The organism is Clostridium algoriphilum, from assembly GCF_020443705.1.
In the GTDB taxonomy this organism is placed as follows: Bacteria; Bacillota; Clostridia; order Clostridiales; family Clostridiaceae; genus Clostridium_AD; species Clostridium_AD algoriphilum.
In genome coordinates, this window is sequence record NZ_JAIZZK010000021.1 from 12,187 (window position 1) to 35,987 (window position 23,801).

At 32.1% G+C, this 23,801-nt stretch carries 18 protein-coding genes and 1 pseudogene; 11 read left to right on the top strand and 8 right to left on the bottom strand.

Annotation, left to right across the window (positions count from 1 at the left end; genetic code table 11):
- Window positions 1-35 precede the first annotated feature (35 nt).
- From ilvB to LGK95_RS14735, 7 genes are all read left to right on the top strand, one after another.
- Entirely contained in the window at window positions 36-1,718 is a 1,683-nt protein-coding gene (gene ilvB, locus LGK95_RS14705) for a biosynthetic-type acetolactate synthase large subunit (protein ID WP_404814460.1), read from the top strand.
- A 141-nt stretch (window positions 1,719-1,859) separates the two neighbouring features.
- Complete coding sequence (locus tag LGK95_RS14710) at window positions 1,860-4,127, top strand: glycoside hydrolase family 3 C-terminal domain-containing protein (protein ID WP_226125538.1); 2,268 nt, start codon at window positions 1,860-1,862, stop codon at window positions 4,125-4,127.
- A 249-nt stretch (window positions 4,128-4,376) separates the two neighbouring features.
- Window positions 4,377-4,529, top strand: coding sequence for a CoA-transferase (locus tag LGK95_RS14715; RefSeq protein WP_404814461.1), 153 nt, complete (start codon window positions 4,377-4,379; stop codon window positions 4,527-4,529).
- A gap of 109 nt (window positions 4,530-4,638) precedes the next feature.
- Window positions 4,639-5,292, top strand: coding sequence for an acetate CoA-transferase subunit alpha (gene atoD, locus LGK95_RS14720; protein WP_226125539.1), 654 nt, complete (start codon window positions 4,639-4,641; stop codon window positions 5,290-5,292).
- A 1-nt stretch (window position 5,293) separates the two neighbouring features.
- Window positions 5,294-5,959, top strand: coding sequence for a 3-oxoacid CoA-transferase subunit B (locus LGK95_RS14725; protein ID WP_226125540.1), 666 nt, complete (start codon window positions 5,294-5,296; stop codon window positions 5,957-5,959).
- Between the two features lie 191 nt (window positions 5,960-6,150).
- Window positions 6,151-7,530 carry a GntP family permease gene (locus LGK95_RS14730; RefSeq protein ID WP_226125541.1) on the top strand — a complete coding sequence of 460 codons (1,380 nt, stop codon included), beginning with the start codon at window positions 6,151-6,153 and terminating at the stop codon, window positions 7,528-7,530.
- Window positions 7,531-7,629: 99 nt separating this feature from the next.
- Complete coding sequence (locus tag LGK95_RS14735; protein ID WP_226125542.1) at window positions 7,630-8,571, top strand: 3-hydroxyacyl-CoA dehydrogenase family protein; 942 nt, start codon at window positions 7,630-7,632, stop codon at window positions 8,569-8,571.
- A 186-nt stretch (window positions 8,572-8,757) separates the two neighbouring features.
- On the opposite strand, the gene LGK95_RS14740 is transcribed toward LGK95_RS14735, so the two are convergent.
- From LGK95_RS14740 to LGK95_RS14765, 6 genes and pseudogenes are all read right to left on the bottom strand, one after another.
- Window positions 8,758-9,519: a 3-hydroxybutyrate dehydrogenase gene (locus LGK95_RS14740; protein WP_226125543.1), complete on the bottom strand. Its 762-nt coding sequence runs from the start codon at window positions 9,517-9,519 to the stop codon at window positions 8,758-8,760.
- Window positions 9,520-10,250: 731 nt separating this feature from the next.
- Window positions 10,251-11,597 carry a TIGR00366 family protein gene (locus LGK95_RS14745; protein ID WP_226125544.1) on the bottom strand — a complete coding sequence of 449 codons (1,347 nt, stop codon included), beginning with the start codon at window positions 11,595-11,597 and terminating at the stop codon, window positions 10,251-10,253.
- Window positions 11,598-11,972: 375 nt separating this feature from the next.
- Window positions 11,973-13,697, bottom strand: coding sequence for a thiol reductant ABC exporter subunit CydC (gene cydC, locus LGK95_RS14750; RefSeq protein WP_226125545.1), 1,725 nt, complete (start codon window positions 13,695-13,697; stop codon window positions 11,973-11,975).
- Window positions 13,694-15,427, bottom strand: a complete 1,734-nt coding sequence (gene cydD / locus LGK95_RS14755) for a thiol reductant ABC exporter subunit CydD (protein ID WP_226125546.1) — start codon at window positions 15,425-15,427, stop codon at window positions 13,694-13,696. The genes cydC and cydD overlap by 4 nt, the downstream gene beginning before the upstream one ends.
- An 11-nt stretch (window positions 15,428-15,438) precedes the next feature.
- A pseudogene (locus LGK95_RS14760) lies at window positions 15,439-15,592 on the bottom strand (cytochrome d ubiquinol oxidase subunit II); the annotation flags it as partial.
- Window positions 15,593-15,694: 102 nt separating this feature from the next.
- The gene (locus LGK95_RS14765) at window positions 15,695-16,576 is read right to left on the bottom strand and encodes a prenyltransferase (RefSeq protein WP_226125547.1); all 882 of its coding nucleotides are present in this window, start codon (window positions 16,574-16,576) and stop codon (window positions 15,695-15,697) included.
- 611 nt (window positions 16,577-17,187) lie between these two features.
- On the opposite strand from LGK95_RS14765, the gene LGK95_RS14770 reads away from it, so the two are divergent.
- On the top strand, window positions 17,188-18,099 hold the full coding sequence (locus tag LGK95_RS14770) for a D-2-hydroxyacid dehydrogenase (RefSeq protein ID WP_226125548.1): 912 nt from the start codon (window positions 17,188-17,190) through the stop codon (window positions 18,097-18,099).
- 80 nt (window positions 18,100-18,179) lie between these two features.
- On the opposite strand, the gene LGK95_RS14775 is transcribed toward LGK95_RS14770, so the two are convergent.
- A complete protein-coding gene (locus LGK95_RS14775) occupies window positions 18,180-18,923 on the bottom strand; it encodes an IclR family transcriptional regulator (protein WP_226125549.1) in 744 nt (247 codons plus the stop codon).
- A 255-nt stretch (window positions 18,924-19,178) separates the two neighbouring features.
- Between LGK95_RS14775 and LGK95_RS14780 the strand changes: the two genes are divergently transcribed.
- The 3 genes from LGK95_RS14780 (at window position 19,179) to LGK95_RS14790 (ending at window position 22,787) form a co-directional block, all read left to right on the top strand.
- Window positions 19,179-19,634: a heme-degrading domain-containing protein gene (locus LGK95_RS14780; protein WP_226125550.1), complete on the top strand. Its 456-nt coding sequence runs from the start codon at window positions 19,179-19,181 to the stop codon at window positions 19,632-19,634.
- A 19-nt stretch (window positions 19,635-19,653) separates the two neighbouring features.
- Window positions 19,654-20,406, top strand: a complete 753-nt coding sequence (locus LGK95_RS14785; RefSeq protein WP_226125551.1) for an SDR family NAD(P)-dependent oxidoreductase — start codon at window positions 19,654-19,656, stop codon at window positions 20,404-20,406.
- Window positions 20,407-20,948: 542 nt separating this feature from the next.
- A complete protein-coding gene (locus LGK95_RS14790; RefSeq protein WP_226125552.1) occupies window positions 20,949-22,787 on the top strand; it encodes an APC family permease in 1,839 nt (612 codons plus the stop codon).
- Between the two features lie 578 nt (window positions 22,788-23,365).
- Here LGK95_RS14790 and LGK95_RS14795 read toward each other — a convergent pair.
- Window positions 23,366-23,695: a winged helix-turn-helix transcriptional regulator gene (locus LGK95_RS14795; protein WP_226125553.1), complete on the bottom strand. Its 330-nt coding sequence runs from the start codon at window positions 23,693-23,695 to the stop codon at window positions 23,366-23,368.
- Window positions 23,696-23,801: the final 106 nt, after the last annotated feature.

Consider the following 23,801-nt stretch of genomic DNA (forward strand, 5'->3'; position numbering starts at 1 on the left):
AATATAAATAATAAAATATATTAAAAGAGGGTGAGATGATGAAGCTAAGTGGGGCTCAAATAGTACTTAAGTGTTTAAAGGAGCAGGAAGCAAATATTATTTTTGGATATCCAGGTGGAGCTGTAATTCCACTATACGATGCACTATATGATGAAATGGAATATTTCACGCATATTAGAACTGCTCATGAACAGGCAGCAGTTCATGCAGCAGATGGTTATGCGAGAGCAACAGGAAAGGTTGGAGTTTGCTTTGTAACCTCAGGGCCAGGAGCTACCAATACCATTACGGGGATTGCAACTGCTTATATGGATTCTATTCCAATGGTTGTAATTACAGGTCAGGTTCAAAGAAGTTTGCTTGGTAAGGATTCTTTTCAGGAAATAGATATAATGGGAATTACATTATCTATTACAAAGCACAGTTGCATTATAAAGGACGAGAAGGATTTAGCAAGTTCAATAAGAAAAGCTTTTGAAATAGCGAGAAGTGGAAGACCAGGTCCAGTGCTTATAGATATTCCAAAGGATATTTTCTTAAGTAAAACGGAATACACAAAACAAGCAACTGAAGATAAAAAATATGAAAGCAGATCTGTTATAGAAAGTAAAAAAATACAAGAAGCTGTTAAATTGATTCAGTCTGCAAAAAAAACTATAATATATGCTGGTGGCGGAATAAAAACAGCAAATGCTTCAATGAAATTATGTGAGTTTGCAAGAATAGGGGATATTCCTGTTGCAAATACATTGATGGGACTGGGTACTATACCAAGAGATGATAAATTATCACTTGGTATGGTAGGAATGCACGGTTTTCGAGAAACAAATTTAGCGGTGACTAATAGTGATTTGGTTATAGCAATAGGTGCACGATTTAGTGATCGGGTAATTGGGAACGCAGATGAATTTGCTCAAAATGCAAAAATCATTCAAATTGATATTGACGAAACAGAGATAGATAAAAATAAACCAGTAGATTTATCTTTAGTTGGAGATATGAATACTATATTAGAATCACTAATTTCTTATATGAAACCCCAAAACAGACAATCTTGGCATGAGGAAATAGAAAGCTGGAAGGTTGCACCGTCAGTAGACTTTAAGAATGAGCCTAAGAGAGAAAATAACTTCACACATCTCAATGTACTTCAATGTTTAAATGAAGTTCTTGAGGAAGATACGATTGTTACAACAGATGTAGGACAACACCAAATGTGGACTGCTCAGCAATGGAACTTTAAGCAGCCAAGAACATTTATAACATCAGGAGGCCTTGGAACGATGGGATTTGGACTGGGAGCCGCCATTGGAAGTCAAATGGGACAGTTAGACAAAAGGGTGCTTTTGGTAACGGGTGATGGGAGTTTTAGAATGAGTTGTAATGAGCTTCAGACTATATCAAAGTATAAGCTTCCTATAGTTACTGTAATAATGAACAATCACACCTTAGGAATGGTAAGGCAATGGCAGAGAATGTTCAGCAACGAGAGATATTCTGAAACAGATATTGGTGATGAAGTAAACTATGTAATGCTTGCAAAGGCTTATGGCATTGAAGCACACAAGGTTACCAGTGTGATGGAATTGAGAAAGGTACTTGAAACCGTAAAAGAAGGAAGAAAACCTATGCTTATAGATTGTGAAATAGATAAAAATGAGGGGGTATATCCAATAGTACCACCAGGAAAATCAATTCAGGAATTGGTTTTAGAATAATTATTATGTTTAATCAATTTGCGCAATAAAAGAAGTTATAGTGAAGTTTTTATAAAATAATAATATCAAATAAAGTAAAAAAGGGCATTAGCCCTTTTTTATGTGAGGGATTAACATAAAAATATTGGAGGTATTAATAAAATGGCTAGAGACATAAAAGAAATAATTTCAAGAATGACCTTAGAAGAAAAAGCAGGCATGTGCTCGGGCCTTGATTTTTGGCATACAAAAGGGGTAGGAAGATTAGGGATACCATCCATAATGGTAGCAGATGGTCCACATGGTCTCAGAAAGCAAGCAGCAATTTCAGATCATTTAGGACTAAATAAAAGCGTTCCAGCAACATGCTTTCCAGCAGGGGCTACATTAGCTTGCTCATGGGATAAAAGTCTCATCCAAAAAGTTGGGGTTGCCTTAGGTGAGGAATGCCAAGCAGAAGACGTGTCAATTATACTTGGACCAGCAGCTAATATAAAACGGTCACCATTATGTGGAAGAAACTTTGAATATTTCTCAGAGGATCCTTACTTGTCTTCTGAAATGGCTGCGAATCATATCAAGGGAGTTCAAAGTCAGGGCGTGGGGACATCACTAAAACATTTTGTTGTAAATAATCAAGAACATAGAAGATTATCTGTAGATGCAGTAGTAGATGAAAGAACATTAAGGGAAATCTATTTAGCTAGTTTTGAAACTGCAGTAAAGCAGTCTAAGCCTTGGACAGTAATGTGTGCATATAACAAAGTGAATGGTGAATATTGTTCTGAAAATGAGTACATTTTAATTTCAATTCTTAAAGAAGAATGGGGTCATGAAGGTTTTGTAATGTCTGACTGGGGGGCTGTAAATGAAAGAGTGGATGGACTTGAAGCAGGATTAGAGCTTGAGATGCCGTCAAGCAATGGACTATCTGATAAAAAAATTGTAGAAGCTGTTAAAAACAGAAGACTACCAGAAAATGTTTTAGATAAGGCTGTGGAAAGACTTTTAAAAGTAATATTTAAAGCTGAAGATAATAAGAAACAAAATTCAGTATATGATAAAGAAGCGCATCATAAATTAGCAAGAAAAGTTGCAAGAGAATGTATGGTATTACTAAAAAACGAAGAAAATATATTACCCCTTAAAAAAGAAGGACAAATTGCAGTTATAGGTGCATTTGTTAAAACTCCACGATATCAAGGGGGAGGAAGTTCTCACATAAATCCAACAAAGCTTGACAATGTATTAGATGAAATAAAACTATCAGCAGGCAGTAATTGTAAAGTTTCGTATTCTCAAGGATTTAGTTTAACTGAGGACGATACTTATGAGAATTTACTCCAAGAAGCAAAAAAAGCAGCACTAAACTCACAGAAGGTAGTCATATTTGCAGGATTACCAGACAGTTATGAATCTGAAGGTTATGATAGAACTCATATGAGAATACCTGAAAACCAAATAAAATTAATCCAGGAAATTTCAAAGGTGCAAGAGAATATTGTGGTTGTATTAAGCAATGGATCACCTATAGAAATGCCATGGCAAGATAAAGTTAAAGGGATTTTGGAGGGATATATAGGAGGGCAGGCTGCTGGAGGTGCTATAGCAGATTTACTGTTTGGAACTTTTAGCCCTTGTGGAAAATTAGCAGAAACATTCCCTAAAAAACTAAGTGATAATCCTTCCTATCTTAACTTTCCGGGTGAAGGTGATTCAGTTGAGTACAAGGAAGGATTGTTTGTAGGGTATAGGTATTATGATAAAAAAGAACAATCAACATTATTTCCTTTTGGACACGGGCTAAGCTATACAAGTTTCAAGTATTCAGATATTATCTTGGATAAAAAAGAAATGGATGATAATGAAAATTTAAAGGTACAGGTTAAAATTAAAAATACCGGAGGAGTAATTGGAAAAGAAATAGTTCAGTTATATGTAGCGGATATAGAAAGTACTGTGATAAGACCAATCAAAGAACTTAAGGCATTTGAAAAGGTCCAGCTTAAGTCTGGAGAAGAGAAAATTATAACCTTTAATTTGAAGAAGAGAGCTTTTGCATACTATAATGTGGAAGTCAAAGATTGGCATGTAGAGAGTGGTGACTTTGAGATACTTGTAGGATCTTCATCAAGAGATATAAGGATTAAAGAAAAGCTGCATGTTAAGTCAACAAGAGTTATTAAGAAAAAGTTTAGTCGAAATTCAACCCTTGGAGACATAATGAGTGATCCAAATGGTGAGAAAATGGCTGAAGGTTTAATAAAATCTATTTTTGGTGAAGAAGAAATATCAAGGGATGATCTTGGAATGGATATGAGTATGATGTACAAGGATTTTGTTTTACATTCTATGATTTCTTATTCAGGTAATAAATTTACGCAAAAGATGATGGAGTCACTCCTTGAAAAATTAAATATCGGTGAGTGATTAAATAGAGCAAAGCCTGCGAGAAAATTAATCATCTCACCGGCTTTTTTTCATTATTTTGCTTGACACTCTAGATGAAGCAAGTGAAAAATTAGGGTAACTGTATCAAAGTAATACAAGTAGGGAACAATAATAATTATTATATCCTCAAAAGATACAAGGAGGTAATATTAATGAATAAAGTTTTATCTTTAGAACAAGTGGCACATTTGCTTAAAGACGGAATATAATGATAGGTGGCTTTTTAGAATAAGAGCAGGGGGAGCTGGTCTTGGTGGAGTGCTTACACTTACAGGAGTTGACACTACGGTGAAAGATACGGTGGGAGATGGAAAACAAAAACTTACAATAGAAGGAAAAGAGTATTTATTAGAGCTCCAAATTAAAGCAGATTTAGCATAAAGAATTTATATTAATATTAATAGAGAAAATAGAGGAGATTATAGTAAGCATGTAGAATAAGAAATTAATAGTTATAAAATTAATCATTATATTTAAGGGGGTAATATTAATGAATAAAGTTGTATCTTTAGAACAAGTTAGACCTTTGCTTAAAGACGGAATGTCAATAATGATAGGTGGTTTTTTAGCCTGTGGAACACCTGAAAAGATAATAGACTTATTAGTAGAAACAAATATTAAAAACTTAACGATTATAGCAAATGATACAAGTTATGTAGATAGAGGTATAGGCAGACTTGTAGTAAATGGTCAAGTTAAAAAGGTTATAGCTTCTCATATAGGAACCAATGCTGAAACAGGAAGATTAATGACAGAAGGAAAAATGGAAGTGGAACTTTCACCACAAGGAACACTTATTGAAAGGATAAGAGCAGGTGGAGCTGGTCTTGGGGGAGTACTTACACCAACGGGAGTAGATACTATGGTGGAGGAAGGCAAACAGAAACTTACTATAGAGGGAAAAGAATACTTATTAGAACTTCCAATCAAAGCAGATTTAGCACTTGTTTATGCAAGTGTTGTAGATGAAATTGGAAATGCAGTTTATTATGGAACAACGAGGAACTTTAATCCGATTATAGCTACTGCAGCAGAAATTGTAATAGTGGAAGCTGGAAAGATTGTTAAGGTTGGAGAACTCGATCCTAATAATGTGGTAACTCCAAGTGTATTGGTTGATTATATTATAGGGGAGGCTAACTAATATGAGTATGGATAGTAAGAGTGCAAAACAAATTATTGCAAAAAGAATTGGTAAAGAATTAGAAGATGGACAACTAATTAATTTAGGCATAGGTCTTCCAACAATGGTTACAAACTATATTCCAGAAGGTGTACATGTTACATTTCAATCAGAAAATGGCATGGTTGGCATGGGATCCGCTCCAGCAAAAGGAGAGGAAAACAAGGATGTAATTAATGCAGGTGGTCAATTTACTACAGTACTTCCTGGTGGAGCATATTTTGATACTGCAACGTCTTTCGCTTTAATAAGAGGTGGACACGTTGACATGACAGTTCTTGGGGCACTAGAAGTAGATCAAGAAGGTAACTTAGCTAATTGGATAGTACCAGGTAAGATGGTACCAGGTATGGGTGGCGCTATGGATTTAGTAGTAGGAGCTAAAAAGGTTATTATTGCAATGCAACATACAGCTAAAGGGACTCCTAAAATATTAAAGAAATGTACATTACCTTTAACCGCAAAAGCACAAGTTAACCTTATAGTTACGGAACTTGGAGTAATGGAATTTACTGATAAAGGGCTTGTACTTACTGAAATTCATAAGGACACAACAGTTGAAGAAGTTAAGTCACTTACTGGTGCTGAATTAATAATATCAGAAAATCTAAAAATAATGGATGTATAAACAAGTAGCAAGTAAGACTGCACTAGCAAGTACAGCCTTACCTGCACAATAAAAAAATGATCCATACTCCGTAAAAGCTTACAGTGATTCTAAAATCCTAATTTTAAAATATGTATACGTATACAAATTTGTTCGAAGAAAAACCATATGTGATTTAAAATACTACAATATAAATAAGGGGAGGAAGTATAATGTTAGGACTTATTGGTATTATTATCTCTTTAGGACTTTTAATGTTTTTGGCCTATAGAGGGATTACAGTTATTATTTTAGCACCAGTTTTAGCTCTATTAGCAGTTTTGTTTCAAACTGGACAGAGCCATATTTTAGCTAATTACACTGAAGTTTTTATGGTTAATTTTGCAGCATATGCTAAGACATATTTCCCAGTATTCTTACTAGGAGCAATATTTGGTAAAATAATGGATGATTCAGGAGCAGCTAAATCTATAGCTTATACCATTAGTAGTAAGCTAGGTAAAGATAAGGCAATCCTGGCCGTGGTTTTATCTTGTGCCATATTAACATATGGTGGCGTTTCATTATTTGTAGTTGCATTTGCAGTATATCCTATTGCAGCAGAATTATTTAGAGAGGCAGATATTCCAAAAAGATTTTTACCTGCGTCTATAGCGCTTGGTGCATTTACATTTACTATGACAGCATTACCAGGAACACCACAAATACAAAATGCTATTCCAATGCCTTTTTTTGGAACAAATGCTTATGCAGCACCAATTATAGGGATTATAGGATCAATAGTAATGTTTGGTGGCGGTATGTTATGGCTTACAAGAAGAACAAAAAAAGCTATGGCATTAGGTGAAGGATATGGTGATCATAAAGAAGAAGGAATGAAACAAATTGATTTATCTAAATTACCTAAACTTTCATTATCTATAACTCCAATAATCTTAGTACTAGTTGTTAATTATTTATTAGGTAAATATGTTTTTTCTACAATGGATGGAGCGTACTTAAAAGATTTCGGTGGAATTAGCATATCAAAAGTACAAGGTATATGGAGTTTAATTTCAGCATTAGTTGTTGCTATAGTTGTTAGTTTGATTTTATTTTGGAAAAACCTTGAAAGTGTTACAAATACAGTTAATAAGGGGGCTATAGGTTCTTTGCTTGCAATTGCAAATACCTCTTCTGAAGTTGGTTATGGAAATGTTATTAAAACATTAGCAGGATTTGCTATACTTCAAGCTGGGATACTTGCAATACCAGGAACACCTCTTATTTCACTAGCAGCATCTACTAGTATTCTTGCAGGGATAACAGGTTCAGCATCAGGTGGTATGAGTATTGCTCTTGGAATATTAGGTAAAACATATATGGCAAAGGCTCAAGCTCTAGGAATTAATCCAGAAGTGTTCCATAGAATAGCAGCAATTGCCTGTGGTGGACTTGATACACTTCCACATAATGGTGCAGTAATAACTTTACTAGGTATAACAGGTTTGACTCATAAACAATCATATGTAGATATAGGAATGTGTACAGTTGTTATCCCTCTTATAGCTACAGCAGTGTGTATTATATTTGCATCTATGGGTGTTGTATAATAAGTATCAACTTAACTACCTATGATATATAGCTGGATACAAACTGCTTTGTATCTAGGTAGTAAATGATAAAAAACAATTAAGGAGGTAAATCTGAATATGAAAATTAAAAACATTACAGTTATAGGTTCTGGTACCATGGGTCATGGTATTGCTCAATTATGTGCTGAATCAGGGTTAAAAGTAAATATATATGATATATCATTGGAGAATTTAAATAAAGGTTTTGAAAATATTAAAAAGAATCTTTCCCTGCTTATAGATAATGGCAAGCTCATAAAAGAAGAAGCAGAGGATATTTTAAAAAGAATATCTTTAGTAAGTGAATTAAAGGATGCTGTTTGTGATGTGCAACTAGTAATAGAATGTATAGCTGAAAATTTAGTAATAAAACAAAAGGTGTATGGAGAGTTAGATTCCTTATGTGATCCAAGTGTCATACTTGCATCAAATACATCAGGGTTAAGTCCATCGGATATATCAAAATATTTGAAACACCCAGAAAGAATGGTTGTAGCTCACTTTTGGTGTCCACCAGAATTGATTCCCTTAGTAGAAGTGGTACCAGGAGAAAAAACATCTAAGGAAGTAGTTGAAAAAACTGCAGAATGGATTACAGCAATAGGGAAACAGCCTGTTAAAATGAAAAAAGAATGCCTTGGATTTATAGGTAATAGAATGCAACTTGCTCTTTTAAGGGAGGCTATGTATATAGTGGAGCAAGGCTTTGCAGACATTGAAGAAGTTGATAAAGCAGTTGAGTATGGTTTAGGACGCCGACTTCCAGTAACAGGACCACTATGTAGTGCAGATTTAGGAGGATTAGATATATTCAATAATATATCTACATACTTATTTAAAGATTTATGTAATTCTACGGAACCATCTAAGTTACTTAAGGATAAAGTTGAAGCTGGAAATTTAGGAAGTAAAAGTGGTAAAGGGTTCTATGATTGGAACACAGAGAATTTAGAAAAGAAGCAAAAGGAACGTGCTGATGTACTTCTATACTTCTTGAAAAAAGATGAAAAAAATAAATAATATATGATTTTGGTGTGGCCAGGTAAACATGTGTATGAATACACTAAAAACAATAAGAGGTGTCTCAAAATGATTGCTTAATCATTTCGAGACACCTCTTATCTATTAAGATGTATCCGAAAACCGATATCAATTTGTTTCCTAATTTAATCTTAATAAAAACTTCCTAAAAAATAGTATATCATTTTAGCCTGCTGTCCAACCGCCATCTATAGTCATCATTGATCCAGTGATATGTGATCCTGCTTCTGAACATAGGAACATGGCTACGTCACCGATTGTATCTGGTTCAATCAGCTTCTTTATAACGGCCTTCTGAAGCATTATGTCAGATACAACTGCTTCCTTTGAAATTCCATGTGCCTTGGCCTGGGATTCAATCTGGCCGTCAACCAATGGAGTCCTTACATATGCAGGGCATATTGAATTTACTGTTATTCCATATTGTCCGCCCTCCAGTGCAGCTGTCTTGGTCAATCCAGCAAGACCATGCTTTGCTGAAACGTAAGCTGACTTGAATTCTGAAGCTACCAATCCATGCATGGAGTTCATGTTTATTATCCTACCCCAGCCTTGCTGTTTCATCGATGGCCAGACATATTTGGTTAACAGGAATGGCGCTGTAAGCATTATCTTCATCATAAGATCCCACTTGTCTTCAGGAAAATCTTCAATTGGACTTACTGTCTGGATACCTGCGACGTTTACAAGAACGTCAACCTTTAAATATTTTTCCAGTGTGAAATCAACCAGGGCCTTGCAGTCTTCTCTCTTGCTTAAATCCGTTTTGAAATAGGTGGCACCCAATTTATCGGCTTCAATCTTCAGTTTTTCTTCATTGATATCCGCCATCACAATTTTTCCGCCATCTTTTGCAAAAGTCTGCGATATAGCTAGTCCTATACCACTTGCCGCACCAGTAACGATACATACTTTGTTTTCTAACATCAAACAATCCCTCCTAAACTAAATATAGTGTTTCACTTCTAATCATGCGATCAAACCCTCAACGAATGTCCTTATCCACCTCCTTGTTTATTCTGTATTGGGCTGAATCCACGACCCAACATATCTAATCCACTATTTCCGGTTTGAAATCCGAAGAACATCTCTGCGGGCTATTGAAAACGTTTAGATGGAAATTCAAATAAGAGACTATTGCATATTCAACTATGGTCTTATTATATCATATATGCATTTTTTAAACATACTAATTTCAAAATATGGTAAATTATTTAATCTATTAAATATTAATGAGACGACCGACGAAGATACAAATAAGTTGAATAATTGACTAAGTCTTCTTGGGGCACTAGAAGTAGATCAAGAAGACTTAGTCAATTGGATTGTACCAGGCAAAATGGTCTCAGGTATGGGTGGAATTTACTAATGAAGGCTTGTAATTACTGAAATCCATAAGGACACAACAGTCGAAGAAGTTAAGTCACTTACTGGAGCTGAATTAATAATATCAGAAAATCTAAAAATAATGGATGTATAAATAAACAAATATGTTATACCTAGACATTAAACATATAATATGATTATAAAAAGTTAATAAGAGGTGCCTCAAAATGATTATTAAATCATTTTGAGGCACCTCACCTCTTAGATATTAAGATGTATTTAAAAAACATTACAAATTAGTTTTCTAATTAACTATATTATAATAAAACTTATTAAAAGAGAAACAATCCCAGTCCGATAATAATACCGGAGTATAATAAGTCAACAATACAAAAACCCATTACGTCCTTAGCATTGAGTCCAGCAATTCCAAGAGCAGGTAATGCCCAAAATGGTTGAATCATGTTAGTCCATGCATCTCCCCAAGCAATAGCCATAGCGGTTTTCGCAGCAGGTACACCTAAAGCTGCACCAGCAGGCATCATGATAGGAGCTTGAACAGCCCATTGTCCACCACCAGATGGTACAAAGAAGTTAACGAGTCCTGCACTTAAGAAAGTGAAGAGTGGGAAGGTATGTTTATTTGATATACTAACGAAAGAAGTAGACATAACCCCTGCAAGGGAAATCCCAGCAGCACTTGTACCTACCATCATACCCATAATACCTGCGTAGAACGGGAATTGAAGTATAATTCCAGCAGCTCCTTTAGCAGCGTCTGTAATTGCACCAACAAATCTCTTAGGAGTTCGATGAAGAGCAACGCCTAGGAATAAGAAGATAGCATTAACAATATTTAAATCAAGAGTACCACCATTAACAAAATAATAAATAATATAACTAAAGCCCATAAGTGCTAATAACATTGAGATAATAGTGCTATTCTCAAGTTTATCAGCAGGAGTCATTGCCTCTTTAGCTATCATAACTTCTGGTTCCTCTACCAAAAGCTTCGAATCTATTGTAACAGTATTTTTTTTGTCCGGGTGCATAGCTTTGTTTATAAGAGGTAATGTTACTAAAAGTACAGCTAATATGATTAAATTAAAACCTGAGAATAATGTCATACTGGTTGGTATAGCTGTAGTAACAGCACCTGCAGTAGCTTTTACTACTTCAGGACCACCCCCAGCAACCACTAGTGGTATAGAACCAGAAAGACCAGCATGCCATACTAAAAAGCCTGAGTAAGCAGAAGCTATTAAAAGTCTATAATCTACACCTTTAACTTCTTTAGCTAATTCCTTAGCAAAAATAGCTCCAATTACAAGTCCAAAACCCCAGTTAATCCAGCAAGCTACAGTAGAAATAAGTGTAACAAGAATAATTGCTTGTGTTGGTGAGTTAGGGATTTTCGCAAGAGTTTTAAGACCCTTTTTAAAAGATGGTGCATTTGCAAGCGCATGGCCTGTAACTAATACTAATGCCATTTGCATTGAAAAAGCGAGAAGTGTCCACAGACCTTTACTCCAGTGAACGGTCATAGCTAAAGGAGTTTGACCAGTAAGTAATACACCTAAAATCAATACAAAGAAGGTTAGAAGTACAGCAAATATGAACGGGTCTGGTAAATACTTTTGGACAATATTAACACAGGCTTTTGTAAATTTTTTAAACATTTTTATTCCTCCCTTTAAATATTTAGAAAAAAGATTTAATTTAAATTACTATTGGTTCTATTATTATTATTATTCTATATAATAATACATATTCCTTCTTTTATTAAAAGATTATCTATTTATTTAGATAATATAATGTAAGTTAACAGAATAGAATAACATTTGAATGGCGTACTTGTATAAGACTTATTTAAACAGAGCAAAGCCTGCGAGAAAATTAATCATCTCACAGGCTTTTTTTCATTATTTTGCTTTAATAAAAGTAAATTTAATTGCTTATATACATTGGTATCATCCATCGTAGGTCTATAGGTAACGATAAAAATCTTCATATTTAATCATCTTCTCATTTTTAACAATTTTCGGACTATTTTTTTATATATTAAGATATTGCTTTTGCATATTCCACAATTCGTAGTAAAGTCCATTTTTATTTAATAATTCAATGTGGGTTCCTCTCTCAACTATTGAGCCTTCATCCATTACTAAGATTTCATCCATAACTTCCATATTTACTAGTTTGTGAGTTACCCATATACAACTTTTATCCTTAATTAAATCATGAAGCTCCTGCACAACTTTTTTTTCTGTTTTTATGTCCAAACTTGCAGTAGGTTCGTCCAGTAGTATTATCTCGCTACTTTTTAATATAGCCCTGGCAATAATAAGTCTTTTTATTTCACCGCCTGATAGATTATAGCCATATTGGCCAAGTAAAGTATTTAAACCTTCAGGAAGTTCTTTGATTAAATCCATGATCTGAACTTTATTTAGTACTTTATTAATTTCATCAGCTGTAGCCTCGGTATTAGCTATTAGCAGATTTTCTTTAATTGTAGTATTAAAAGTATACGGAGTTTGATCAACATAAGTAAACACTTTTCTTATATCGTCAATTTGTAGATTTTTATAAGAGTCTCCATCAATAAATACATCTCCTATTTGATATTTAATGTAACCGAGCATTGCTTTAAGTAATGTACTTTTTCCACAACCACTTTTTCCGACTATTGCTATTTTTTTCTTATAGGGTAATTCAAAAGACAACTCTTTGATGATATAATGTTCCTTATCTTTAATGCTTAAGTTATTTACTGAAATATCATAGCTTGCAATTGTCTTGTTTTTTAAGTTTTTTGGTTTGTGAGAATTACTGTCTATTATTGAAAAAATATTTTCACCACTACTATAAGAATCATTAAACTTATATACCACAAGTGACATTGGAATTATTGCTTCAAAAGAAGCCATAATCATAAGAGGAAGCATGGAATAGTAAATGCCACTCAATTTATTTGTTCCTACCATTACAGCAGTAAGCATTAAAGTTAAAACAATTAAGAGGCTTAATGCTACTGAATTAATACTTTCAACTAATGTGTTGATTATATTTTGTTTTTTTCGAAGTTTTGATAGTTCTTTATTAAGACTAATAAATTTTTCTGTGAATTCATCTTTTAAATTATAAATCTGGACTTCCACTATGCCTTTTAATATATCTAAGAGAGTTAAATTAATATCATTTTTTAACTCTCTTTCTCTCCCAGAAAACATTTCATTCCATTTAAATAATATTACAGGTAAAACAAAGCCAGAGAATATATAAAAACATATATAAATAATAGAAACCTTCATACTAAAGTAAGAAATAAACACAGTTGTAATTATTCCTGTTAAAATTGCTATAATGAGTGGATAGAAGACTCTTAAATAGAAGTCCTTTAGTACATCCACATCATTAACTATTTTGCTGTATATATCTCCAGTCTTGAATTTAATAGTGTTTTCTGTATAATTTTCATTGAAGTTTTTAAAAAACCAGGATCTAATGCCGCTTAACATCTTTAAAGTTGTATTATGAGAAAATATTCTCTCAGCGTATCTAAATACACCGCGAGATATACCAAAAAATCTTACAATTACTATTAAGACTATCAAGTCTAAAACATCAGGACGAAGTGCTGACCTTGAAAGAAGTACCGCTGAGGTTGAGAGTAAACCTACATTTGCAAGTATTGTGAAAACTCCCATAACTATCGAGAGTAGAACAAAAAAAAATTGCTTTTTCATAAGTGCATTCATAACTTTAAATATTCTCATGATTCTTCTACCTCCGACGATCCTACAAATTCATAATATTTGTTTTTATTATTAATAAGCTCTTCATGAGTACCCATTTCAACTAAATTACCAGCGTTAAGAACTATAATTTTATGGATAGATTTTAGGGTATTCAATCTATGAGTTGCAATTAGTACAGTAGTTTCTTTTAGATAACCATTCATAAGATCCGTGAATAGTTCCTCGCTTTTGCAGTCCAAGGCTGAGCTAGGCTCATCTAATATTATCAACTGAGTGTCTTTAGCTAAAACTCTGGCGAGTGCAATCTTTTGAATTTCCCCACCACGTATAGCTACATTTTCTCCTTCACCAATAAGCGTCTGATATCCATCCTCTAGCTTGTTTTTTAGCTCTTCAATCTTTGTTAATTTATATATTTCATGAAGTTTTATAGGGTTCAATTCTTTAATTCCCAGGGTTACATTTGCTTCTAAGGTTTTATTAAAGATGTATGGGGATTGAGATGCTATCGAAATTTTACTTAAAAACTCTTCTTTATCAATGTAATTAATATCTTTGCCGTTTATAAAAACCATGCCATCACTTGGCTTTACAAAACCACTTAAAATGTTTATTAAAGTACTCTTTCCGCTACCAATTTCCCCAACTAGAGCAAATTTCTCTCCTTTTTTAATCTTAAAACTTAAATTATTAAGAGCTATTTTATCTCCATAAGAATAACTTAAATTTTTAACTTCTATTTCAGAAATATATTCACATGTATTAGTAGACTTACAGATTATATCTCCATATTCTAGTTCTTTTGTAATACTATCTATTTTTTCTATGGATACAGTTCCGTTTAGCGATGAATGGAATCTTAGACCTAAGTTTCTAATAGCTAAATAAAAATCAGGTGTAATTATAAGGATAAAGAAAGCACTGAGGAAAGTTATTTTACCGTAGACTAATCTAAGTCCTAAATTTACTGCAATAATAGCTGTGCTTATAGTTGAAAAAAGTTCTAACACCAAGGCTGAAGAAAAGGATACTTTTAGAACTTCCATTGTTGCTTTTCTATAGTTTTCACTTGTTTTAAACACTTTGGATTCTTGTGTTTTACTTCTTTCAAATATTTTTAGAGTACTTAATCCCTGTAGCATATCTATAAAATGAAAACTTAAAAGACTAAGTTTTTTCCACTGTTTTTCATTTAGCTCCTTAGACTTATATCCAATAAGGATCATAAACAATGGAATCAGGGGATAAGTAAATATCATTATTAATGATGACCATTTGTCAATAAATGCTGTTACAATAATTAATATCATGGGAATTATAACAGCGGAAGCAGCTTGTGGAATATACTGAGAATAATAGGGGGTAATCATTTCAGCACCATCAGTTAAGGTATTAATGATTTCTCCTAATTTCTTTTTTTTAACTTTATAGGGATTGCCCGTTATAATTGACTTGAAACTTTTCTCCTTTATATTTTCCTTTATATCCTCAGCAGAGTTTTTAATATAAGATTGGATTAAAAAGTTAACTAAAGCTTTAATAACAGCAGTTAATAGAAATAGAACTAAATAAATGTTTATCCTATTAACAGTTTCTTTTTTTATAAAAACTTTGTTAACTATTGTTGCTAAAATGTAAGCTGAAACCACTATAAATATACCCATTAATAATGGTTCCAGTATAATTAGTGGTTTATAATATTTTTTATAACTACTTTCTTTTAATAATCTAGTATTTAGCATTGTCATACTTACTCTCCTTAATATTCTAATTCTTTAGTTGTAACTCGTTTTCTAAATATCCAATAACTCCATATTTGATAACCATAAAACTATGGGTACAAATATTAATGCTACCTTTGGCGTAAGTTAAAGGGTGTTTGAACTGGAAGAAGCATTAGCAATTGTAAGATTTTCATTGGTAGGTTTTTAACAAGGTAGTTGCCTTGTGCATCACCCATGCCAGCTACTAAAATAGTGGAAACTATAGCCATTATTAGACTGATTTAAATTATGTTACTTTGTTAGAATAAGTACTAAAAATAATTCAATAGAGGAAAACAAATAAATCATTGCAGTTATGGGTACAAGTTTTCTTTTGTCGGATTTAATGCACCGCACAATCTCGTTTATTAAAGGTATCGTTGATAAGACTATAATTGATATTTCAGGTAAATATTTAAGTATAACTAATATCGTTGTATTAATATATGCGAAAGCTATTAAGGAATAGTATATAATTTTCCCTTTTTCGTAGCCAATGCGAACAGTTAATGTCAAAACACCTCTGTCTTTATCATCAAAATAATCCCTTAGTTCATTTGCAAGTAAAATAGCTGGAATAAATAATCCTAATGTGAAGGAGTATACTATGGGCTGAAGGGAAAAGCTTTTGGAAAATACAAAAAAACTTGCATAGGCCATTAGTGGACCCATCATAATAAAAGAGACCACAGATCCCAACCTATATTTCTTATAATTTATAGGTTCTCCTGCATAAGCATAGGCTGCAAATATACCGATAAGTTCTATAATCAAAAGCTGAAAACCTGTATAGAAAGCTAGGTATATTGAAATTAGTGCAGTAATTGCAAAGAAAGTAATACCAACTTTAAAAATAAGTATTTCTAAATGACTTCTAGTGCGACCTAAAAAATTAAGATTACGGAGACCATCAGACTCTTCTTGGATATCATCTTCAAAGTAATTATTCATCATGTTCATGCCAGCTTGTAATAACACAGCGGCTGCAATTACTAAGAATATCCTCCATAAATCCCACATATGATATGTAAAAACATATCCTTGCCTATAGGCAATTATTATTCCTAAAAAAGTTGATAGTATGGACACCACAAGGGTTGCTGGTCTTGTAGACTTAAAGACTTTGTTTATCATAAAAAATTTCCTCCAATATATAATAAAATTTTATTTTGTTTAATATTATGTATAAATATGTTCAAAAGAATATATACATTCGCACAATTTATTATATTTGTAAAATTAGGATGAAAAGAGGATAAACTATGCAAACTAATATGGATTTCATTAGTTATTTTGAAGAAGATTTATAGGAAAGTGCGGATAATAAAATAACACAAGATTTGAAGAGGATAGGGTGGAACATATACATATAAAGCATTGAAATTAATAGATGAACTTCCAGATAGTCCTGAAAAATTAACCTTAAAATCTATAGTGGAAAGTTTGCTCCATAGAACTTTTTAACAACAATCCGATTAAACAGCTAATACTTTAAATCATAAATTTACTTAAAGTTTACAAGAATTATATAGTTATAAAAACATCTATAATTTATGGGTGTTTTTGTGTTTATATAATGTAAACGAATTCTATAATTCAACTTTTGGAATAAAATGAATGAAAAATGGCAAAACCAAAACAGAAGGATAAAAGAATACTTAGACTAGAACCAGTAGAGGATATTAATGGTTATTGAGAATTAATATATAAACTATAATGCTTTTTATATAAAGAGGAGGATTATTATGATTAGAGTATTAGTTACTGATGGTATGGCAGAAAGTGCAGTTGTAGAGTTAAAAACTAAAGGGTTTGAAGTTGTTGAACAGTTTTACGAGCCTGAAGTTTTAGGCGAAAAATTAAAAGAATTTGATGTAATCGTGGTTAGATCTAAAACAAAGGTTAGACAACCATTAATTGATAAGGCAGTAGAAGCAGGAAGACTAAAACTTATAATTCGTGGAGGAGTAGGAGTTGACAATATAGACGTAGCGTATGCTAAAGGAAAAGGGATAGGGGTAACTAACACTCCAAATGCAAGTAGTGGATCTGTAGCTGAACTTGCGCTTGCCCATATGTTTGCTGTATCAAGATATGTTAATATTTCTAATGTATCTATGAGACAAGGTAAATGGGATAATGAAAAATATGAGGGTGTAGAAATTGGTGGAAAAACTTTAGGGCTAGTTGGATTTGGAAGAATATCAAGAGAACTAGCTAAAAAAGCATCTGCACTTGACATGACAGTTATATATACAAATTTAACAGGAAAAGTAAATGGCTTTGATGAGTATGAATTCTGTAAATTAAATGATCTTCTAAAAAAATCAGACTATGTATCATTACACATACCTTTTATTAAAGAGAATGGAGTTACTATAGGAAAAGATCAATTAGCTATGATGAAGGTTGGAGCATTCTTAATCAACTGTGCTAGAGGTGGATTGATTGATGAAGTAGCATTGGTAGAAGCCTTAGATAATGGAAAACTTGCAGGAGCTGGGATAGATGTTTTTGCTGATGAGCCAACAAAGAATGAAGCTTTAGTTAATCATCCAAAAGTTTCTGTAACACCACATATTGGTGGTGCAACAAAGGAAACTCAAATGAGAATTGGGAGTGAGATAGTAAGTATTATTTGTGAGTTTTTTAAATAGTAATAATGGCAAATCATTTAGATGTATTGAAACACCTACGAGGAAAATCGTAGGTGTTTTTCAAGTTTTTTAAAGAACAATCAAAGTTTTTGGCTTATTTCATTAGATATTATTAGTAGCTCTTTTCTCATGTTTGCTAATATAATTTTATTAAACCTAATGGAAGGAATACTAATACTTATTGCAGCAATAGATTCATTTATGGAGTTTTTTATAGGCGTTGAAATACAATTTAACCCCAATTCTAATTCCTCAAGATCTAAAGAAAACCCCTTTTTACGAATTATTGACAACTCATCTAATAATCTTGATTTTTCACTTATAGAATAGTCTGTTAATTCATTTGATTTTGAAGTTTTTACAATATAATTCAATTTATCATCAGGTAGATAGGCTAATATAGCTTTACCTATAGCGGTTGTAAGTAATGGATCTGTTGTACCAACTTTAGAAGTCATTCTTAGAGAGTGAGGAGATTCTTCCTTATCAATGTATAAAACCGTAAGATTGTTTAAAACTCCGAGATGAACAGTTTCCGAAAAGTCCTGAACTAATTTAATTAAATAAGGTTTTGCTATTTTTTTTATAGATAAATTATCTTCATATAACTTGCCTAATTCAAAAACCTTTGAACCTAATGTATATTTGGTGCTAACAGAATCCTTATTGATTAATCCATGATATTTAAGTGTTGAAAGAATTCCATGTAATGTACTTTTCTTTAAATTAAAGTAATTACTCATATCAATAAGCCGACAGTTTTGATTTTTTGAGATATATTCCATAACAAGTACAGCTCTATCTATTGATTGAATAGTTTTCATATATATCGCTCCTTAGAAAATAATAATTTAAATATACCATAAATTCAATTATATATTTTTCATTGATAGTAAGCAATTAAAAAAATATATAATTTTTCGGTATTATTAAATAATACTTTTTATCCACTTTATAATAGCCTAAGAAAAATATCTCAAAGTTGACAAAAGTAAAAACTTAGATTAAAATATGTATGCAATTATCAAACATGGTTCGATAATGATGAACGTTGAAGGAGAAGAGATATGGAGGATATTATGAAACACTTATTAAAATTAGAAGAAAAATTACAATTTACTAAATTTTCAAGTGAAGATGCACTTAATTTAGGGCTAACATTTATTGAGATTGCTAAAGAGATAAATCAAGGTGGTATTGGTATTAAAATAGAGAGAAATAGACAAGTTTTATTTTCTCATTTAATGGATTCTACAATGCTGGAAAATGCATATTGGTATGACAGAAAGAAAAATGTTGTAGATAGATATAACCATTCATCTATGTATGTTAAAGAAATGTACAAAGCTATGGGAACAACTTTTGATCAGTCTAGTCTTTTAAATCCATCAGAATTCCAAGCGGTTGGAGGTTCTTTCCCATTAATAGTTAAAAATGTTGGGGTTGTAGGATCTATTACTGTTTGTGGATTAACTGAAGATCTTGATCACCAAATATGTGTAGATGGAATCAGACAATTTTTAGAATTTAAATAATATTTAAAGGAGAATAGATATGAAAAGAGTATTAATTACTGGTGGAACATCAGGAATGGGACTTAGTGCAACAAAGCTTTTCCTTCAAAAGGGTTGGAGAGTTATGGTTGTGGGCCTTAGTGAAGAAAGAGGGGAAGTTTTAATTAAAGAACTTAGAGAAGAAGGTTATAATGAAGTTTACTTCTGTAAGTGCAATGTTGCAAAGGATGCTGACGTAAAAGCTCTTTATGATTGCACAATGGTAACACTAGGTGGAATAGACAGTATAATTAACAATGCTGGTATTTGGGCTGGGGGGATGCTTCATGAAACTAGTGAAGACGATTGGGACAGGCTATTCGATGTTGATGTAAAATCAATATATTTAATAGCTAAATATTTTGTACCATATATGATACAAAACGGTGGAGGGAGTATTGTAAATACTGCTTCAGTTTCAGGGATGCTTGGAGACTATAACATGGCAGCATATAATGCAGCTAAAGGTGCAGTTGTAAATTTAGTTAAAGCTATGGCACTGGACTATGGAAAATATAATATTCGTGTAAACAATGTTTGTCCTTCAGCTTGTGCAACGCCAATGTTTTTAGAAAATGCTCCAGAGGTTATAGGGATGTTCAATGAAGCAAATCCACTTAAGAGAATTTGTACGCCTGATGAGGTTGCTAAAGCAATGTACTTCTTATCTTCAGAGGAATCAAGCTCCTGTAACGGAGTGAATTTACAGGTTTCAGGTGGACTTGATGTACATACAGGTCAGCCAGCTCAATAATTAGAAAATAGATTTAAAAGAAAAGATAGCCTTTCCTAGTAATAGGAAGGGCTATGTTATTTTAATACAGTTTCTAACTGCAATAATTAATCTTTATTGTGAAAATTTATATTAGGTTCCTTTTATAGGGTTAACAATAGTGTGGTGAAATTATTGCTAGTTATACTAGATTTCAAGGGTTAGACTTTAAATTGACTGGTATTTTTCAATAGACATCGGGATAATTTTGTGTATCAAATAATAGTGCACCAATAGTTACTGACATAATGGTATAAAATGGGATTAAGGGGATATGGAATTTTAAATAGAACTAAGGTTATAATATTAGAATAATTCCAATACTAGATAAGGCTTACTTATAGGAAGCCTTATCTATAATAAGCATATACGATAATGAGCAGTAAAGTATTGTATTTTGCAGATTAATGACACAATGAGTTGTATTATAGCTTAATTTAATAGATTCCCAATTGAAATTCTTAAATGAATGCTATATAATAAATAAATATTGTAATGGTAAAGTCTACAATGGAGGTGGGTTTATGTTTTCTAAAATAAGAGAACTGTTAATAGGTAAAACACTAAAAACAGAAGAATTAGAAGGAGAAAAATTAAATATTTTTTGGGGTTTACCGATATTATCTAGTGATGCTGTTTCCTCAGTTGCATATGCAGGGGAAGAAATTTTATATGTGTTAATTGGAGTTATAGGTCTTATGGCATATAAATATATGTTTTATGCTGCATTGTGTGTTGTTTTATTATTAGTTCTACTTGTTTTTTCTTACAGGCAGACTATTGATAGCTACCCATGTGGTGGTGGATCATATATAGTTGCGAAAGATAATCTTGGCACAATTCCTGGACTTACTGCTGGGGCATCACTTACTATAGATTATATACTGACAGTTGCTGTTAGTATAAGTGCTGGAACCGCTGCTATAACATCAGCTATGCCATCCTTGTATCAGCATAAAGTAGCCATAGCTCTTGCAATGCTATTACTTATAACAATAGGTAATTTAAGAGGAGTTAGGGAATCATCTAAACTTTTTGGAGTTCCTACATACATATTTATACTTTCTTGCGTAGTGCTTATTGTCACTGGTATTCTAAGGCATTATATTTTTGGGTATTCACCAGAGGCTTTGTATGCTATACCAAAGGCAACAGGGGACATTACATTGTTCCTATTTCTTAGAGCGTTTGCTTCAGGTTGTACTGCATTAACAGGTGTTGAAGCAGTAAGTAATGGTATACCTAATTTTAAAAAACCATCACAAAAAAATGCAAAAGCTGTTTTGGCATTATTAGCTTTTTTAGTTTTTTTTATCTTTGTAGGTTTATCTTTCCTATCAACAATTTATCACGCTGTACCTGTTCCGCATATGACAGTAATAGCTCAAATATCTCAGCAAGTTTTTGGAAAAGGTATTATGTTTTATGTTATTCAAGTTACCACTGCAATTATTCTAGTACTGGCTGCTAATACAGCATATGCAGGACTACCTTTATTGCTTTCTTTAATGGGACAAGATGGATATGTTCCAAGACAATTTTCACAAAGAGGAAAGAGACTTAGTTTTTCAAATGGAATAATATTACTTGCAGTTGCCGCTGCTATATTAATTGTTGTGTTTAAAGGTGATACTCATTCACTTTTACCGTTATATGCTGTTGGTGTATTTATTTCTTTTACTCTTTCACAGGTTGGAATGTTTTTAAAATGGAAAAGAAGTAGAACGCCTGGATGGAAGCATAAGGCGTTTATAAATGGATTAGGTGCTATTGTAACTTTTATTACAGTAATATTAATAGGTATTACAAAGTTTTTCCATGGAGCATGGTTAGTTTTTATTATAATACCATTACTTGTTTATTTTATGATGAAAATTAAGAACCATTATAATAAAGTAGTAGAACAAATTAGATTATCAAATGATCAAAGACCAAATGTAGGCATGAAAACCAATAATGAGCAACATGTAATAATTCTTTTAGGTACATTAAATAAGTCATTTTTAAAGTCATTGAATTGCGCTAATAGTTTATCGAAAAATGTAGTGGCATTTCATGTATCAACTGATGTAGAAACTACTCAAAAATTAAAAAGAAAATGGAAAGAGTACGACCCGGGAATTCCATTAATAATAGAACATTCCGCTTATAGAGACGTATTGGGACCATTAATTGATTTTATAGAATCAGAAGACCGTGCTTCAAAACATGGAGAAACTGTAACAGTTGTACTATCACAGTTTGTTATAACTAAGTGGTGGCATAATATACTTCATAATCAAACCGGATATTTTATAAAGAGTATGCTATATAAAAATAGAAATGTGGCAGTGCTTACTGTACCATATATAATAAAAGAATAGAAACTAAAAAATCCTTAGCTTAAGCTAAGGATTTTTTAGATGATATTTCTTCTATTAAATTATTATCCAACATATGGTTTATAATAATATTATCAAATTCATCTTTATTAAGAATAAATCATCTCCTAAAATATACATTCTACACTCAAGAGGCAATTCCCTTTACTAATTACATATTTTATGTTACTATATTAAGGTAGAGGTGATTCAATATCAATGTTAATATAAAGACAATAGAAAAAATGTCCACTAAAAAGTTAGTTATTAGAACTAAAAATAATGAAGATTCAATTTCAAATGATAATTTAATATATGACTCTTTTGAAGAGTATCTTAATAATTATAATTATAAGAATAATTAATAATAAGGTGTAAGCTTTTACACCTTATTTTTTATGTGTTTGGATACTAAAGTATAGAACAAATAAGCTAATTCAATTATATTAAATAGAAAATATAATTGAATTTGTTAAGGGTCAGCCAGTTCAATAATTAGAAAATTGATTTAAAAGAAAAGATAGCCTTTCCTAGTAATAGGAAAGGCTATCTTATTTTAATACAGTTTCTAACTGCAATAATTAATCTTTATTAGGAAAATGCTTAATTGACCAATCTTGAATCATTTCTAATGCTGGAAAAAGGTCTTTTCCAGTTTCGGTTAGTAGATATTCTACTTTAGGTGGAACTTCAGGATAAACTATTTTTGTAATTAGGCCATGATGCTGGAGTTCCTGCAATTTTTCATTAAGAACTTTTTGACTAATACCGCCAGTTATTCTTTGAAGTTCTAAAAATCTTTTAGGACCATCATTTAGATGACATAAGATTACTGCCTTCCATTTGCCACGAATTATTTCCATTCCAAGATCTATATTACAGACATATTTTTTACCATCATATATGATCATATTTACACCTACCTATGAAAATTTATCAAATGAAAACATTATAACTAAGTATTATTATATATCATTTAAGATATAGTATCAATTTACTTATAAATAAATTTGTCGA

Coding starts and splice junctions, on each gene's coding strand:
- LGK95_RS14730 (WP_226125541.1), top strand. CDS start 6,151: ATGTTAGGACTTATTGGTATTATTATCTCTTTAGGACTTTTAATGTTT.
- ilvB (WP_404814460.1), top strand. CDS start 36: ATGATGAAGCTAAGTGGGGCTCAAATAGTACTTAAGTGTTTAAAGGAG.
- cydC (WP_226125545.1), bottom strand. CDS start 13,697: ATGAGAATATTTAAAGTTATGAATGCACTTATGAAAAAGCAATTTTTT.
- LGK95_RS14765 (WP_226125547.1), bottom strand. CDS start 16,576: ATGATAAACAAAGTCTTTAAGTCTACAAGACCAGCAACCCTTGTGGTG.
- LGK95_RS14735 (WP_226125542.1), top strand. CDS start 7,630: ATGAAAATTAAAAACATTACAGTTATAGGTTCTGGTACCATGGGTCAT.
- LGK95_RS14745 (WP_226125544.1), bottom strand. CDS start 11,597: ATGTTTAAAAAATTTACAAAAGCCTGTGTTAATATTGTCCAAAAGTAT.
- LGK95_RS14770 (WP_226125548.1), top strand. CDS start 17,188: ATGATTAGAGTATTAGTTACTGATGGTATGGCAGAAAGTGCAGTTGTA.
- LGK95_RS14710 (WP_226125538.1), top strand. CDS start 1,860: ATGGCTAGAGACATAAAAGAAATAATTTCAAGAATGACCTTAGAAGAA.
- LGK95_RS14785 (WP_226125551.1), top strand. CDS start 19,654: ATGAAAAGAGTATTAATTACTGGTGGAACATCAGGAATGGGACTTAGT.
- LGK95_RS14780 (WP_226125550.1), top strand. CDS start 19,179: ATGAAACACTTATTAAAATTAGAAGAAAAATTACAATTTACTAAATTT.
- cydD (WP_226125546.1), bottom strand. CDS start 15,427: ATGACAATGCTAAATACTAGATTATTAAAAGAAAGTAGTTATAAAAAA.
- LGK95_RS14740 (WP_226125543.1), bottom strand. CDS start 9,519: ATGTTAGAAAACAAAGTATGTATCGTTACTGGTGCGGCAAGTGGTATA.
- LGK95_RS14775 (WP_226125549.1), bottom strand. CDS start 18,923: ATGAAAACTATTCAATCAATAGATAGAGCTGTACTTGTTATGGAATAT.
- LGK95_RS14795 (WP_226125553.1), bottom strand. CDS start 23,695: ATGATCATATATGATGGTAAAAAATATGTCTGTAATATAGATCTTGGA.
- atoD (WP_226125539.1), top strand. CDS start 4,639: ATGAATAAAGTTGTATCTTTAGAACAAGTTAGACCTTTGCTTAAAGAC.
- LGK95_RS14790 (WP_226125552.1), top strand. CDS start 20,949: ATGTTTTCTAAAATAAGAGAACTGTTAATAGGTAAAACACTAAAAACA.
- LGK95_RS14725 (WP_226125540.1), top strand. CDS start 5,294: ATGAGTATGGATAGTAAGAGTGCAAAACAAATTATTGCAAAAAGAATT.